Annotated in this window: 14 protein-coding genes; all 14 read left to right on the forward strand. The window is 60.3% G+C overall.

The features are described from left to right. On the forward strand, positions 1-445 hold a 445-nt coding region (locus ACMO6A_RS00600; RefSeq protein WP_418470646.1), incomplete at its 5' end, for a sensor histidine kinase. Then, the gene (locus tag ACMO6A_RS00605) at positions 442-975 is read left to right on the forward strand and encodes a LytR/AlgR family response regulator transcription factor (protein ID WP_229065493.1); all 534 of its coding nucleotides are present in this window, start codon (positions 442-444) and stop codon (positions 973-975) included. The genes ACMO6A_RS00600 and ACMO6A_RS00605, both read left to right, overlap by 4 nt. A 1-nt stretch (position 976) precedes the next feature. Continuing rightward, complete coding sequence (locus ACMO6A_RS00610) at positions 977-1,234, forward strand: hypothetical protein (RefSeq protein WP_229065494.1); 258 nt, start codon at positions 977-979, stop codon at positions 1,232-1,234. A gap of 93 nt (positions 1,235-1,327) precedes the next feature. After that, complete coding sequence (locus ACMO6A_RS00615; protein ID WP_009608154.1) at positions 1,328-1,864, forward strand: GNAT family N-acetyltransferase; 537 nt, start codon at positions 1,328-1,330, stop codon at positions 1,862-1,864. Positions 1,865-2,259: 395 nt separating this feature from the next. Further along, complete coding sequence (locus ACMO6A_RS00620; protein ID WP_418470647.1) at positions 2,260-2,766, forward strand: winged helix-turn-helix transcriptional regulator; 507 nt, start codon at positions 2,260-2,262, stop codon at positions 2,764-2,766. A 237-nt stretch (positions 2,767-3,003) separates the two neighbouring features. After that, a complete protein-coding gene (locus ACMO6A_RS00625; protein WP_009305948.1) occupies positions 3,004-3,705 on the forward strand; it encodes an EthD domain-containing protein in 702 nt (233 codons plus the stop codon). 202 nt (positions 3,706-3,907) lie between these two features. Then, positions 3,908-5,209, forward strand: a complete 1,302-nt coding sequence (locus ACMO6A_RS00630) for an MFS transporter (protein WP_009305949.1) — start codon at positions 3,908-3,910, stop codon at positions 5,207-5,209. 67 nt (positions 5,210-5,276) lie between these two features. Further along, the gene (locus ACMO6A_RS00635) at positions 5,277-6,659 is read left to right on the forward strand and encodes a C4-dicarboxylate ABC transporter (protein WP_009305950.1); all 1,383 of its coding nucleotides are present in this window, start codon (positions 5,277-5,279) and stop codon (positions 6,657-6,659) included. A gap of 271 nt (positions 6,660-6,930) precedes the next feature. Next, positions 6,931-7,632 (forward strand): EthD family reductase, encoded by a 702-nt coding sequence (locus ACMO6A_RS00640; RefSeq protein ID WP_015759933.1) that lies wholly within the window; start codon positions 6,931-6,933, stop codon positions 7,630-7,632. 70 nt (positions 7,633-7,702) lie between these two features. Continuing rightward, positions 7,703-9,802 carry an FAD-dependent oxidoreductase gene (locus ACMO6A_RS00645; protein ID WP_015759934.1) on the forward strand — a complete coding sequence of 700 codons (2,100 nt, stop codon included), beginning with the start codon at positions 7,703-7,705 and terminating at the stop codon, positions 9,800-9,802. Positions 9,803-9,829: 27 nt separating this feature from the next. Then, positions 9,830-11,890, forward strand: coding sequence for an FAD-dependent oxidoreductase (locus ACMO6A_RS00650; RefSeq protein ID WP_418470648.1), 2,061 nt, complete (start codon positions 9,830-9,832; stop codon positions 11,888-11,890). 184 nt (positions 11,891-12,074) lie between these two features. Continuing rightward, positions 12,075-13,310, forward strand: a complete 1,236-nt coding sequence (locus ACMO6A_RS00655) for an OFA family MFS transporter (RefSeq protein ID WP_009305954.1) — start codon at positions 12,075-12,077, stop codon at positions 13,308-13,310. Between the two features lie 127 nt (positions 13,311-13,437). Then, complete coding sequence (locus ACMO6A_RS00660; RefSeq protein ID WP_114538327.1) at positions 13,438-14,136, forward strand: EthD domain-containing protein; 699 nt, start codon at positions 13,438-13,440, stop codon at positions 14,134-14,136. 67 nt (positions 14,137-14,203) lie between these two features. Next, positions 14,204-15,100: an SDR family NAD(P)-dependent oxidoreductase gene (locus tag ACMO6A_RS00665; protein ID WP_114550913.1), complete on the forward strand. Its 897-nt coding sequence runs from the start codon at positions 14,204-14,206 to the stop codon at positions 15,098-15,100. Positions 15,101-15,124 lie beyond the last annotated feature (24 nt).

Consider the following 15,124-nt stretch of genomic DNA (forward strand, 5'->3'; position numbering starts at 1 on the left):
CCACTACGTGGCCATCGAGCAGCTGAGGTACCCTTCCATCAAGGTGGAGTACGACGTGCGCGCGGACGATTTTCTCGTGCCGTCGTTAAGCGTGCAGCCGCTGGTGGAGAACGCCATCAAGCACGGCGCTTCCCGGCGGGCTGGCGAGGGCGTCGTGAAGGTTTCGTCGTGGCGCGAGGGGCGGTCGTTCGTCGTGCGCGTGACCGACAACGGCCCCGGATTCGACGAGCGCTCGATCGCGCGGTTCAAGGAGGGCGTCGACGTCGGCATACCCGACAATCGGCCGCCGGGCGAAGCGCCCGCGCGCAACCATGTCGGACTGGCGAACGTCGCGGCCCGCGTCGCCGCGACCTGCGGCGGCACGATGCGCGTGGAGAACGAAGCGGGCGGAGGCGCCAGCGTGACGATGACGGTTCCATGCGAGGAAGAGGGAGGTTCGCGATGATCAAGCCCATCGTGGTGGACGACGAGCGGATCGCTTTGGAGAGTTTGGCGAAGAAACTGGCGCGCATCGACGGCGTTGAAGCGCCGGAGTTGTTCGAGACGGCTGCGGAAGCGTGCGCGTTCCTCGAGGGCGCTGCCGCGGACATCGCCTTCCTGGATATCAGCTTGCGAGATTCCGACGGGTTGGAGCTTGCCGAGCGCGTGCGCGAACTGTGCCCCGGATGCGCCGTCGTGTTCGTCACGGGGTATGCCGATTACGCCGTCGACGCGTTCAGGATCCATGCGGACGGGTACGTCCTCAAGCCAGTTTCCGTCGAGGACTTGGAGCGCGAGATCGCCCATGCGAGAGAACGCCGAGCGCCTGCCGAACGAGCGCTTGTGCGCGTGCAGACGTTCGGGGGATTCGAGGTGTACGCAGGCGACGTGCCGGTGCATTTCAAGCGCAGCAAGAGCAAGGAGCTGTTCGCCTTCCTCGTCGACCGGCGCGGTGCGGGAGCGTCGAACGTGCAGATAGCGCGCGTTGTGGGATAACGTGTACTACGACGTCTCGCATCAGAAGATGCTGCAGACCATCATTGCGGACATGATGAAGGCGCTGCGGGAAGTGGGCGCGGAGCAGACGGTCGTGCGCCGTCGCAACCATCTTTCGGTGCGGTCTTCGATGATCGAGTGCGACTACTACCGGCTGCTCGAAGGCGATTCCGCCTTGAAGGGCGTGCCTTTGGGACCGTATCTTCCGGATTACGCATGGGCGTCGAAAACCGCTGCGGCGCTGGAGCGTGCGCGCTGAATTCGGCAGGATGCGGGCGACGGTCGACGGATCACGGGGGATCCTCTGGTATCGTATGTGCAGAAGAACAACCGCGATTGGGGAGGACGTCCGATGCTGAAGGTGCGGCGAGCGCGAGCCGACGAGTTCGACCAGGTGCTGGACTTCTACACGAACATGATCGACGGGATGCGCGGCACGGAATTCGACGTGTGCTGGGAGCACGACGTGCATCCGTCGTCGGCGTTTTTGCGCGCATCGGTGGATGCGGGAGAGGTGTACGTGGGGTTGGTTGAGGACGGCGAGGGCGCGACCTGCATCGCGTCGGCCATGGTGCTGAACGGCGAAGGCGATGCCGGTTACGAAAGCGTTTCCTGGCATGTGGCGGCCGCGCCCGACGAGGTGCTGGTGGTGCACGTGTTGGGAACGCTGCCGGCCTACCACGGCCGCGGATTCGCGCGCGCTATGATGGAGGCGTGCATCGATGTCGCGCGGGCGGCTGGCAAGAGAGCCGTGCGTCTCGACACGTTCACTACCAACGTGCGCGCGCAGAGCCTCTACGAGTCGTGCGGTTTCGCGAATTGCGGCGTTTGCGAAGGCTTCTACGACCGCCTCGGCCGCTCCGCTGTCATGTACGAGTACGCGGTGTAGAAGATCGCGTTATGCGTCGGCGGCTTTCCCGATCGACCGTATTCAGGACCAGCTGCTCCCCGTCCTTGCGGGTGCAAGGTTACTTTCAAGTGCGTTCTTGCGCGGCTCGCGCTCGCTATAGATACTTACTTTATGGTAATGCCTTGATTTGCGTCCTAGTGGACATCTATAAGTCGCCTCGCGCCTTCTCGGGGATCTGAAGCGCTTGGCGAAAAGACGTCGGCGGTCGATGGGGAACTTTGAGAAAAGCCGGAGAGCGCGTTTTCGCTTAACCGGCATCTTGTCGGTTATAGTGCGGTTTTCTTGCCGACGGAATCGCTAGCTTGGCGATCCTCCGTCTTCTCTATAATCAACCACGTTGCCCGTTGAATCGTTAATCGAGGGAAGTAGGTCGTATGCTCGAGAAAATGGAAGATTTAACTTCATGCTCCCTTTCCTATGTCGCTTCGATACTGGGAGGTAAATGGAAGCCCTTTATCGTGTGGTATCTGAGCATGGCTCCCGGCAAAAGGGCGCGCTACAGCGAATTGAGAAAGCGCATCCCTCACGATATCTCCCACAAAATGTTCAGTCAGCATTTAAGCGAGCTGGAGCAAGTGGGGATCATCGAGCGTATCGTCGTGGAGGTCAAGCCGCTTCGGGTCGATTATCTTCTCACGGCGAAGGGCGTAAGCTTCGCGAACGTCTTGTATTTCATCCGGGATTGGGGGGCGGCGTACGGGGGATTCTCCGCAGAGACGCTGCAACGCACGAAAGGCACGATGGGTGATGGCGTGCTGATGTACGGCAGTGCCGCGAGCGACGCCGAACAAGGTAGCGGCGAGCGTATCATTTGGCAATTCGACCCCTCTACGTTCGACGTGCGCGGTAGCGCGGGCGAAGAAGATACGGACGAAGCGTAATCTTCGCCTGTCGAAACAAGGGAAAGCCTTCAATAATTTTCGCATTATGCCGACCGCCTTGCTGTTCTTGTCCTCGTTCTCTTCGATTGTCCGTTTGCCTCACTTTCAAGTAAGAAGCGCACTTATAAGTGCATTATTGCGCTGACAACCCTGCGTCAACAGAATACGAGGTAGGAACCGCATCTCGAAGTGACTTGCGGTGCAAGGACGGGGTACGTTTCAGAAAGGATGATCGGCATGATTTCGAGAATCAACTTGCTCAAACGGAAAGAGGGGCTGTCTGCTGAGGAGTTCTCTGCGTATCTGACGCAGGCTCACGCAGGGCTTCTGGCCACGATGCCCTACCTCAAGGGATGCGAGACGAACGTGGTGGTGGACAACGAGCAGCGTTCGCCGTTTGATCGCGGCTCGACGGAAATCGACGGTTACACGGAGATGTTCTTCGACAGCTACGGCGACATGGTGCGTGGCATGGCTGCGCTCGAGGAATCGCTTGCAGCCGATTACGCCCAGTTCGCGGCTCCCGACATCCCGGCGCTCGTGGCGGTGAAGAAGGTCGATACACCGGTTCCCGCCTTTCTCGACGGCGTCAAGCTGATCAAGCGCATGTCCTTTCTCGGGCGAAAGGACGGTGTGAGTGCGGCGGTGTTTCAGGATGAATGGTGGCAGATGCATTCTGCGCTGGTCAAGACCATGACGGGCTATGCAGGCTACAATCAGAACCTCGTCATCGACCGCATCGTGGACGGGGAGTCCGTGCCGTTCGAAGAGCTTCCGATCGAGGGCGTCGTGGAGTTCTGGTTCGAGAACATGAAGGCGTTCGACGAGTGCTACGGAACTCCTGCGTTCAAGCGCACGGGTGCGCACGGAGCTGAGTTCATCGACAACATCACGACATACCTGGTTGAGGCGAAGCCTATCGCAATGGAGCAGGCCTAGTCGAGCTTTATGGCGGCGTGCCCGATGAGGGCCGCCGCCATGCCGGATATTTCGAAAGGTACAAGGGGAACCTCCGGAGCGAGCGTTGTCCGCGTTCGCTCAACCCGACGTTCTTGCAGATGCGCCGCATCGTGGCAAGGGCGCCATCAGACCCATTGCGAGCGACGCGGTCGTCTCGGGCTTTTTCGGGAGAGGATGAAATATGGTGGCAACTGAAAAGAAAAAAACCTCGTTGGCCAGGGCGGTGTTCTCGGGGAGCCTTGGAAATATGCTGGAGTGGTTCGACTACGGGCTGTACGGGTATTTTGCAGCGATCATTTCCGCAGATTTCTTCGTTGCCGACGATCCTATCGTCGGCCTTCTGCTCAGCTTCCTGGTCTTTGGAACGGGCTTTCTCGTCCGACCTATCGGCGGCATCCTTATCGGCGCATACGCCGACAAGCACGGAAGAATCAAAGCATTGACGTTGACGATCTTATGCATGGGAGTATGCACCATGCTCATGGGATGCTTGCCTACGTACTCCCAGGTGGGTATTCTGGCGCCGATCCTGCTCACGGTGCTGCGCCTGCTGCAGGGCTTGGCGACGGGAGGCGAATTCGGCTCTTCGCTGACGTTCATCTCGGAATACGGGACGCCGAACAACCGGGCTTTCCTCTGCAGCTGGCAGCCGTTCAGCGTTGGCTGCGGTCTGCTTTTGGGCTCCGCTGCCGGTCTGCTCGTCACGACGCTCCTGCCCGAAGCCGCTCTGTACGATTGGGGGTGGCGCGTTCCGTTCCTTTTCGGCATCTTGATCGCTTTTTACGGCATGCATATGCGCAAGAACGTTCCCGATTCCCCTGAGTTCCTGAAGGCGAAGGCGGAAGTGAAAGAAGAGGACCATACGCCGGTCAAGGAGCTGTTCCTGCGCTACAAGAAGTCCATCATCACGGTCATCGGGCTGCTGGTCGGCTCGAGCGCGACCTACTATATTCTGATTACCTATATGCCGACGTATATCTCGCAGTTTATGGGAACCTCGTTCTCGAGCGCGTTCATCGTCAACACGTCAGTTATCGCGATCAACCTGCTGCTTTGCCCTGTCGTGGGCATGCTCATCGATAAGGTGGGAAGGCGGAGGTGCCTGATCGTCGGTTGCCTCGGGTTCCTTATCTTGTCCTATCCGGTGTTCTACATTTTGATTCAGCAGACCAACGCCGTCTTGATGATCGGTTTGCTGGGGATACTCATCGTATTCCAGACGATTTTGGCTGTCGCCATCGTGGTGGTTTCGGCTGAGGTGTTTCCCACCAAGCTTCGCAACAGTGGGATCGGTTTCTCTTACAACATCGCGGCCGCGGTCTTCGGCGGTTTGGCGCCCCTTGCTGCAACGGCGCTTATCGCTGCCACGGGCGATAATCTGTCCATCACCTACTTGATGATAGGATCCGTTCTCGTAACGCTGTTGACCTCGGTGTTCCTTTTGAAAGGGTATTACGTCAAGGGAAAGAGGGTATCCGATTAGCGAGAAGGGCGCGGGAGGCGACCCTCCCGTGCCCTTTTTAGTCGGGGCGGGTTAGGAAGAAGACGGCATGACCGACGTGAGAGGTCTCGTTCGCACGACGAGAAGCGCAGCCACCTTTTGTTTGGGCGTCAGCTTGATAGCAAACGTATTCTTTGCATCGTCGATGCTCGACGATTTGAACTTGATGTTGATGGTTGGCGTTATCGCGCTGAGCTTTGCAGCGTCGACCGGGTCGTCGAGAGTCATCGGGATTCTGCTTTTCGGTTCGAGCATAGCTTTGTTGCTGCATTCGCAAGCGCCGCTTGATGTGTGGAAGCAGGCGTTACGGGAAAACTCGTACCTCATCGCCATGTTCGTCCTGGTGCCGCTTTTGAGCATTCCTGTGCAGCATGGGGGATACGGCGAGTCGCTTCGCGAGGTGTTCGTCCGTTACGCAAACACCGACAGCCGTTATTACGCGCTGGTAAGCATCATGGCTGCGTTCGTCGGAGTGCTTATCAGCATCGCGGCGGTTCCGTTGACCTATGAGGTGTCCCGTGCGAGCGGCTGCAACTACGACGAAAAGCTTCTGGCTTCGGCTCTCAGCCGAGGGTTCATCACCTGCATGATATGGGCGCCGACGTCGGCAACGATTGCTTTGGTTGTCCAGCTGACGGGAGTCGATTGGGTGGCGTTCTTTCCTTTTGCTATCGCATGTGCGCTTATCGCCGGCGCCGTTGGTTTTCTGATGACGTTCGTAAGGGATGAGGCGGCGAAGGCCTCTTCGGATGAGGCGGAGGCGCCTGCGGGCAAGATTGATGCGGGGAAGGTCGTCGAGCTTAGCGCGTTCGCTTTCTTGCTCGTTGTTTCCGTAGCGGCGACGTCCCAGCTGGGCGGGCTTTCCGCCATTGTCGTCGTTGCCATGGCATCGCTGGTTTTCCCCGTTGCATGGATGGCTGCCATCGGGCGCCTTCCGACGTATGCGCGGGAATTCAGGGGGGACTACTTCAACAACAAGCTTCCCCAGTCGAAGAATCAGATCGTCTTGTTCGCCGGGGCTGGGTTCTTCGCGCAGAGCATCGGCTATTCCCATCTGGGTGATGCTCTGGTCGGATCTCTTTTGCATATGACGGGGCAAAGCGTGCTGTTGTTGACCGTTGCGATCATCGGTATCACGCTTGCGACGTCGGCGGTCGGTATCCACCCCATTGCGGTCGTTGCCGTGGTGGGAGGGACGATGGGCGCTTCTCAATGGGGCGTTTCGCCCATCTACCTCGCTCTTGTTTTGTCGATCAGCTGGGCGATGGGGAATGCGCTTTGCCCTGCGTCTGCGAATGTCGTGGCCGTTTCCGACATGGTCGGGCAATCGCCGATCAAGGTCAGCCTACGGTGGAACGGTCCGTACGTGCTGGTTGCGACCGCGGTGCTCGTGCTCGTGCTCACCATGGCGAGGATGGGTGGATTGCTGTAGCGGCGATTGCGATCGCCCCTTCATGGAAATGTATCGAAACCGCTGATCAAAGGCTTGATATTGGAGGCTTTGGCAGGGGGTTGCCGCTTACTTATAAGTGCCCTTATGACTTTAAAGTGCGTTATTGAGGCTGATTTCAAATGATCATAGTATGCGGTTATGCGGAGTTCGTAGGCGGTGGTTACAGCGGCGATGCTCATGCAGGCGAGGCGCAGGGGAGCTGCCGAAACACGGGGCCATTTGCACGTTCGATTCAAGGAGGGTGATCGCCATGATCAGCAGATGCGGATTGATGCAGAAAAAAGACGGCATGGGCATGGAGGAGTTCAAGGACTACTGGCTGAACGTCCATGGTCCCATCGCAAGCAAGATGGCGAATCTGCGCAAGTACGACCAGCACGTCGTAGTCGATGCCGAGCATCGCCATGCTATCGGACGGGGTTCGGTGGTTATCGACGGGTATTCCGAGCTGCAATTCGACAGTTACGGCGACATGGTCGAGGGCGTGGAGTCGCTGCACGGCGAAGGAGCGAACGATGTCCCGATGTTCGCCAACCCCCATTGCCAAATTCTCGTGCTGGCCAAGCGCGAAGTCATTCGGATCCCGGAGTACCTGCGCGGCAGGAAGCTCATCAAGCGCGTGTCGTTTCTCGGTCGCGCCGACGGCGTTACTTCCGAGCAATTCGTCAAAGAATGGTGGAACGTGCACGACCGCTTGGTGCAGACCGTTCCCGGGTGCGTGGGGTACAACCAGGATCTCGTCATCGACCGCATCGACGGCGGCGTATCCGTTCCGTACGAGGAGCTTCCTGTAGAAGGCGTCGTGGAGATGTGGTTCGAAACGAAAGAAGCGTTCGACGAGTACTACGCTTCCCCCGAATTCGCGCGCGCCTCTGCGCACAGCTCGGAGTTCATCGGGGCGATCAACACCTACCTGACCGAAACCTATCCGGTTGCCTTGCCGTCTGCATAGGAGCCTGCGATCTTCCGTCAAAAAAGCTGCGTTTCAGTAAAGAAGAAGCACGAGAAAAAGGATCAACGATATGAAAGCTTACGAGAAGTTGCTAGAGCCGATAACCATCGGTACCCACCAGTGGAGAAATCGCATGGTCAAAGCGCCGTCGTCCGCGATGTCGTGGGATCCGGGCCAGTTCTGCAACGAGAGGATCATCGGCCTGTACGATGCGATTTCCAAGGGCGGCGCTTCGGCGATCATCTTGGGCGGCATGATCTGCGACGATCCTGCCACCTTGATCGACGATGCCGACGGCGGCGTGTACACCGTGGAAACCTACCCGCTGGGCGGTTTGTACGATGACAAGTTCATTCCCGGCCTTTCTCAATTGGCCGACGCCGTGCACGGGAACGGATGCGAGCTCATCGCCCAGATATTCCAGAACGGTGCCGCCATCAAGACCAAGGGCGGAGCCTGGTGCTCTTCCACGTTGACCGCAGACGAGCTCCCGAGCCCCGAACCGTACTGCAACCCTACGCGCGGCCTTTCGCTCGAAGAGATCGAGGCGTTCAAAGATCGCTACTTCGCAGCGGCCGAGCGCGCCAAGAAGGCCGGTCTCGACGGCATCGAGGTGCACGCGGCGAACGGCTACTTCCTGCTGAGCTTCGTGTCGCGCGTATGGAACCATCGCGACGATCAGTACGGTTGCCAGTCCGTCGAGAACCGCACGCGTTTGGTATGCGAGATCATCCGCGGCGTGAAGGAGCGGTGCGGCGAGGACTTCATCGTGGGCGTTCGCACGAATGGCCAGGAATACGGGCATCCCGATGCCATCACCATCGAAGAGGGCGTGGAGATCGCGAAGTTCTACGATGCTGCCGGAGCCGACTACATCAGCGTGACGGGTTACGGCTACGGTCCGGTTCCCATGCAGTTCGCTCTGGACTACTGGATGTACCCGTCTCCCGACGAGGATATGAAGCAGTTCCTCGATCGTCTGGACGGCGAAGGCCTCTCCATTCCCCCCGCTGCCGCCATCAAGCAGGCCGTGTCGGCTCCGGTGTTCGGCGTCGGCTTCGCAACGCCTGAAAAGGCCGAGGCGGCGCTTGAGAAGGGCGAGATCGACCTGGCGATGTTCGCACGCGCTCTGTGGGCCGACCCCGACATGCCCAACAAGATCGCGGAAGGGGCACCCGAGGACATTCGCCGTTGCAACCATTGCGCAACGTGCGACGAGCTGCGCATGAACGAGACGCCGCACCGCCGTTGCCGCGTGAACCCGGCGTTCCTGCGCGAGCGGGAAATGGCCGTCGTGCCTGCGGAGACTAAGAAGAAGGTGCTGGTGGTAGGCGCTGGCGCCGCGGGTCTCGAGGCTGCCCGCGTCGCCGCCGAGCGCGGCCATGAAGTCACGCTGTGCGAGAAGGAATCCGTCCTGGCCCTCGAGCTCAACCTGGCCACCATGGTGAAGGGCACGGTGTGCGAGAACGTCCCTGCGCTCATCGATTGGCTGACGTCTCAGGCCAAGAAGACGCCGGGGCTTACCATCAAGACCAAAACGACGGTGACGCCCGATTTCGTGCGCGCCATGAAGCCCGATGCGGTCATCGTCGCGACGGGAGGCGTGTACGGCGCGCCCGACGTTCCGGGCATCGACTTGGGTATCGTCTCCACGGTTCCCCAGCTCACCCGCTTGGCCGAAAAGCCGCTCAAGCTCTTCGGCGCAAACGCCATCAACAAGCTCTCCCAGATCGCCCTGCCGGGCATCGGCAAGAACTGCGTCGTCCTCGGAGCTCAGATCGAAGGCGTGCAAGGCGCGATCTTCCTGCGCAAACGCGGAAAAAACGTCACGGTGCTCGAAGATTTGGACACGGTGGGAGAGGGGTTGCCGCCGCGGTACAAGAGCAGGTCGCTTAAGTGGCTGCGGGAAAACGACGTGGAGACGATCACCGGCGTCGAGTACCGCTCGATCGACAAGCGCGGCATCACGTACGTCAAGGACGGCGAAGAGCGCTATCTCAAGGCCGACAGCATCCTGGTGTTCAAGTCTCCCGGTTCCGGCCTGAGCTTGTACGACCAGCTGAAAGACCTGGCCCCCGAGGTGTATCCCATCGGCGCATGCCAGGGACCCGGATCCACGCTCATGGTCGACGCGGTGGGCCAGGGCCGAGCCGTCGCCCTGAAGCTGTAATCGCGAGACGAAGGGAGGGGAGTTTGCATGAAAGGCTTCGAGAAGCTTTTGTCTCCGATTGAGATAGCGCCGAATTTCGTGTTGAAGAACCGGATGATCAAGGCTCCTCAGTCGTCGTGGCGCCGGAACGAGGACTGCACCGCCGACGGCAGCGATGCCATCGCCATGTACGAGAACATGGCGGAAGGGGGAGTTGCGGCTATCGATGTCGCGGCCATACTGTGGGAACCTGCGGGAGGCATCTACCTGGGCGCTTACGACGACAGGTTCATTCCCGGCATGATCGAGCTCAACGAGGCCGTTCACAAGCACGGGTGCCTCACCATCGGTCAGTTGCATCATATCGGTCCTTCGGCCGGCCCGACCCCTGACGGGCCTCCCCCGATCTCGTCCTCTACGTTGTCCGAGGACGAGATGCCGGTTCCCAAGCCGTGGTGCCAAGCCCCTCGCGGCCTGACGGTCGAGGAGATCCACGAGAAGCAGCGCTTGCAGATCGAGGCTGCCGTGCGGCTGCAGAAGGGCGGGTTCGATGCCGTCGAGGTGCACGTGGCTCACGGGTACTTTCTCGACAGCTTCGTCAGCCCGCTTTGGAACAAGCGCGATGACGAATACGGTTGCCAGAACGTCGAGAACCGCACGCGCATCGTGCGCGAGATCATCGAAGGCATCCGCGAGGCGTGCGGCCCCGACTTCGTCATCGGCTGCCGTCTGAACGGGCGCGAATTCCATCCCACGAAGCAGGGTATCACGGCCGAGCAAGCTGCCGAGAACGCCCGAGCGTTCGTGGAGGCCGGCGCCCAGTACATCAGCATCGCCGGATACGGGTACGGTCCCACGCCGTTTCGCTACTGCCCCGACTACTTCCCGTACCCGGAACCCGATCCGTTCATGGAGCCCTTCGTGGACGAGTACCGCGGGGTGGGTCTGTGGACGGCCGTTGCTCGGCGGATCAAGGATGCTGTGGACGTGCCGGTCATCACGGCGGGCCGCATGGACGAGAACTTGGCAGAGCGCGTGCTCGAAGCCGGCGATGCCGACGTCATCGCGCTCGGCCGCACGCTGTGGGCCGATCCGTGGTTCGCGCGCAAGGTGGACGAGGGGCGTATCGACGAGATCATGCGTTGCACGCGTTGCGCGAGCTGCGAAGATCCGGTCACGCAACCGCGCATCTGTCGCGTGAATCCCACCTTGGGTCAAGAGCGCCAACTAGCCGCCAAGCCGGTGGCGAAGAAGAAGCGCGTGATGGTGGTAGGCGGCGGTCCGGCGGGCATGGAATGCGCGTGCACGCTCTCCGAACGAGGGCACGAGGTGACCTTGTACGAGAAGGCGGGCGCTTTGGGCGGACGCATCAAGCTGGCGGCCATGATCAAGAGCGGCGGATGCGAAGAGGTCATGCATATCTTCAACCACTTGACCGCCATGATCGAGAAGTCTGACGTCGAGGTGAGGCTGAAAACCGAAGTTGACGAGCAGCTCATCCGCCAAGAAGCTCCTGATGCGGTGGTCGTGGCCACTTCGTCGCCGTATCGCATCCCCGATATTCCGGGCATACATCGCAAGAACGTGTTCACCATCCCGATGATGTCGAAGCTTGCGCAGGTACCGCTCAAGATGTTCGGTCCGGACAAGCTTGCTTCGATGAGCGAGAAGTTCTTCCCCGTAGGCAAGAGGATCGTGATTTGGGGTGCAGGCGCCGAGGGCGCTCAATGCGCCGAGTTCATGCGCAAGCGCGGCAAGGACATCGTGCTGGTCGCCGAAGATGGGGATGTGGGCGGTTTGATTCCGCTCAAGTACAAAGAACGTATCGAGCCGTGGTTCAATCGCGCAGGGGTTCGTGTTGTACGCGATGCCACGGTGGCTGAATTCGGCAAGCAAGGGGCGCTGCTGAGGTTCTCGCAGGGGGGAGAAGAGCTGGTGCCGTGCGATTCCATGATGGTCATGCTGCCTGAGCAGCGCGACCCGGCGTTTTTCGACATGGCCGCGTCGCTCGTCGACGAGGTGTACGAGATAGGCTCGACGCTCGGCGGCGAGAACGCGTTCCTCAAGCATGCGTTCGCCGACGGACGCCGCGTGGGCTGTCTTCTGTAAGGCATCATCCCGTGTCCCGTCGTGTCAATGCGCGCGACTCGGCGGGACACGGAGTGCATGAAGGGAAACCGGAAGCGACGCGAACCGAGGGAGGTGACTGCCGGGCGAAGCCAGGGTTTCGCACGAGACGGACCGCTGTTCGTTTCGGAATGCAATTTCGAAGGTAAACAAGGAGGAAAGAACAATGTCGGTTAAAACTTATCGTCGCGGGGTCATCCTGATCTGCGCGGCCTTGTGCGGTGCGCTGACGGCGTCGTTGAATATTTGGAGCATCTTCCAGAAGCCCCTGATGGAAGCTTATGGCTTCTCGCCTCAGTCGGTGTCGTTCGCCTACACCATCGTTATCGCTATGATCGGTTTGAGCGGTCCCATCGGCGGATGGCTGCAGCGCAAGGCGCCTGCGCATATCATCATGACCGTTGCCGGCATCGGCTTCGGCCTGGGCTGGTTCCTGACGGGCTTTGCCAGCACCATCCCGGTGCTATACATATCGTTCGGCCTGCTGGTAGGCGTGTGCGACGGTATTTGCTACAACCTTGCCCTCGCTATCGCTACGCGGTGGTACCCTGACAAGCGCGGTTTCGCCAACGGCGTGGCTCTGGCCATCATGGCCATCTACCCGTTGTTCACGGCTCCTATGGGCAACATGATCATCGAGAACTTCAACGTGAGCATCGCGTTCAACATCGTGGGCGTGTTCTGCATCGTCGGCTTCATCGTGTTGTCCCGCTTCCTCAAGATGCCTGCTGCTGATTTCAAGCCCGAGGGTTGGAATCCGCCGGCCGAGAGCGATACGAAGCGCGTGAAGAACTACACGTCCGGTCAGATGCTGAAGACCCCGTTCTTCTGGACGCTGCTGCTGTTCTTCGGCACCGTTGCCTGCACCGGTTGCGTGATGCTGTCTACGGTTTCGCTGGTGGGGCAGGTCCAAGCCGGCATGGATGCTGCGACGGGCGCGCTCATGGTGGGCATCTTCGCCATCGCCAACGGCACGGGCCGTTTGGGTCTCGGCGCCATTTCCGATAAGTTGGGGCGTTTCCAAACCATGTTCGTCGCCGTTGCGGTGACGGCGGTCATCCACCTGTTCCTGTTCGCTAATGCAACGAGCACCGCGATCTTCATCGTGGAGGCATGCATTCTGGGTATCTGCTTCGGCGGCATCATGGCCATCATGCCGTCGGTATGCGCCGATGCCTACGGTCCCGGCAATGCGGGCCAGAACTACGGCTTCATGTTCATCGGCTACACGCTGGCCTCGTTCATCGGCCCGGTGGTTTCCGCCAACGCGCTTGCCACCACGGGCAGCTACAGTTCTGCATTCCCGTTCCTCGGTGCGCTCTGCATCGTCGGTCTCGTGCTGCTGTCGCTGGCGTGGATGTTCTTCAAGAAGATGAAGGCTAAGGACGCCGCTGAAGCGTAAAACGCGTATGTGCTGGTCGGATGCATCTTACCAATAAGTGAGTTGCGCACTTTCAAGTGCGTTGTTGAAGGCGCCCAACAGCTGCCGGATACTAAAATTCCCGAACGATCTGAGGAAGGGGTAGGACATGATTTCCAGGATTAGCTTGCTGAAGTGCAAAGAAGGGGTTTCCGAAGAGGCGTTTCGCGAGGGCATGATGGGGGATGTGCGCGACGTGATCGCCCGCATGCCCCAGCTGCGGAAGTGCGAGATCGATTTCGTGACCGATCGCCAGCAGCGCTCTCATCTGGGTCGCGGCGCCATCGACATCGACGGCTTCATCGAGATGTTCTTCGACAGCTACGGCGACATGCAGCAGGCGATGGACGAAGCGGGGGATGCTCTGCTGGCTGCTCTGGAGCCGCTCGTGGAAGAGCCCGTTTCCACGCTGGTCGCGGTGAAGAAAGTAGACACGCCCGTTCCGGCCTACCTCGATGGCAAGGCTATCAAGCGCGTGTCCTTCTGCGATCGTGCGGAGGGCGTCGATGCCGCGACGTTCCATGACGAGTGGTGGTACACCCATTCCCTGCTGGTGAAGCTGATGAGCGGGTACTGCGGCTACAACCAGAACCTGGTCATCGACCGCATGGTCCAAGGCGCGTCCGTCCATTACGCCGACCTGCCGGTCGAAGGCATGGTGGAGTTCTGGTTCGAGGATATGGACGCGTTCGACGAGTGCTACAGCACGGTCGGTTTCAAGCTGCGCGCGAGCGTGCATGCAGCTGAGTTCATCGGCACCGTCACGACGTATTTCGTCGAAGCCGTGCCCGTGGAGCTGAAGAAGTAGACGAGAGTCCGGTCGCATCGTGCTCGCGGCGCGGTGCGACCGCCGTACGTGGAAAGGGAAGGTTGCCATGAAGTCAAAGCGAGCGGAGTTTTTCGACAACGCCGTCGTCTCGGGTCCCGATCAGAAGGCGTTCGAAGAGAAGGTCTACGCCGAGGCGCAGGCCAAGCGCTGGCCGCGCGTTGCCGAGGGGACGGGCACGTTCGAGGGCCAGGTGGCCATCGTGACCGGCGCGGCGGGCGGTCAGGGCGAGATGGAGGCCAAGATGATCGCCCAGCAGGGCGCCAAGGTGTACATGGCCGACATCGAGGAAGAGGGCTTGAAGCGCGTCGCGGCCGCCATCGAGGCCGACGGTGGGGAGGCCGTCGCGTTTCCGATGGACGTTGCCGACGAGGATGCCTGGCGGGCGCTGGTGAAGAAGGTCGTCGACGAAAGCGGTCGGCTCGACGTGCTGGTCAACAATGCCGGGATGTGCCAGAACGGCACCGTGCTCACCGAGACGCGCGAATCCCTGACCCGCATCATGGACGTCGATTGCTGGGGCGTGTACAACGGCATGCACTACTGCGCGCCCGCTATCATCGAAGCGGGCGGCGGCACCATCGTCAACACGTGCTCCTATCAGGGCACGCATTTCGGCCCCGGAAGCTTCATCGGCTACGCCATGGCCAAAGCCGCCGTCATGGGCATGACGCGCGCCGCCGCCACCGACCTCGGGACCTACGGCATACGCGTGAACGCCGTGAACCCCGGCCTTGTGCTTTCAGGGATGACCTTGCCGCGCGGCCAGAACCGCAAGGGTCTGGTGGACGCCTCGTCGATGAAGCGCTACGCGTTGCCCGAGGAGATTGCCTCAGTGGTCATGTTCCTTGCTTCGGACGATTCCAGCTTTATCAACGGCGAGTTCATTGCCGCCGATGGCGGTGCCACGACGTATCTTCATCTGGCGACGGCCGACGCAAAGTAACGGCGCGTTCTGCGTCGATGAAGG

The organism is Eggerthella sp. (genome assembly GCF_048329335.1).
GTDB lineage: Bacteria > Actinomycetota > Coriobacteriia > Coriobacteriales > Eggerthellaceae > Eggerthella > Eggerthella lenta.

Coding starts and splice junctions, on each gene's coding strand:
- ACMO6A_RS00605 (WP_229065493.1), top strand. CDS start 442: ATGATCAAGCCCATCGTGGTGGACGACGAGCGGATCGCTTTGGAGAGT.
- ACMO6A_RS00615 (WP_009608154.1), top strand. CDS start 1,328: ATGCTGAAGGTGCGGCGAGCGCGAGCCGACGAGTTCGACCAGGTGCTG.
- ACMO6A_RS00620 (WP_418470647.1), top strand. CDS start 2,260: ATGCTCGAGAAAATGGAAGATTTAACTTCATGCTCCCTTTCCTATGTC.
- ACMO6A_RS00625 (WP_009305948.1), top strand. CDS start 3,004: ATGATTTCGAGAATCAACTTGCTCAAACGGAAAGAGGGGCTGTCTGCT.
- ACMO6A_RS00630 (WP_009305949.1), top strand. CDS start 3,908: ATGGTGGCAACTGAAAAGAAAAAAACCTCGTTGGCCAGGGCGGTGTTC.
- ACMO6A_RS00635 (WP_009305950.1), top strand. CDS start 5,277: ATGACCGACGTGAGAGGTCTCGTTCGCACGACGAGAAGCGCAGCCACC.
- ACMO6A_RS00640 (WP_015759933.1), top strand. CDS start 6,931: ATGATCAGCAGATGCGGATTGATGCAGAAAAAAGACGGCATGGGCATG.
- ACMO6A_RS00645 (WP_015759934.1), top strand. CDS start 7,703: ATGAAAGCTTACGAGAAGTTGCTAGAGCCGATAACCATCGGTACCCAC.
- ACMO6A_RS00650 (WP_418470648.1), top strand. CDS start 9,830: ATGAAAGGCTTCGAGAAGCTTTTGTCTCCGATTGAGATAGCGCCGAAT.
- ACMO6A_RS00655 (WP_009305954.1), top strand. CDS start 12,075: ATGTCGGTTAAAACTTATCGTCGCGGGGTCATCCTGATCTGCGCGGCC.
- ACMO6A_RS00660 (WP_114538327.1), top strand. CDS start 13,438: ATGATTTCCAGGATTAGCTTGCTGAAGTGCAAAGAAGGGGTTTCCGAA.
- ACMO6A_RS00665 (WP_114550913.1), top strand. CDS start 14,204: ATGAAGTCAAAGCGAGCGGAGTTTTTCGACAACGCCGTCGTCTCGGGT.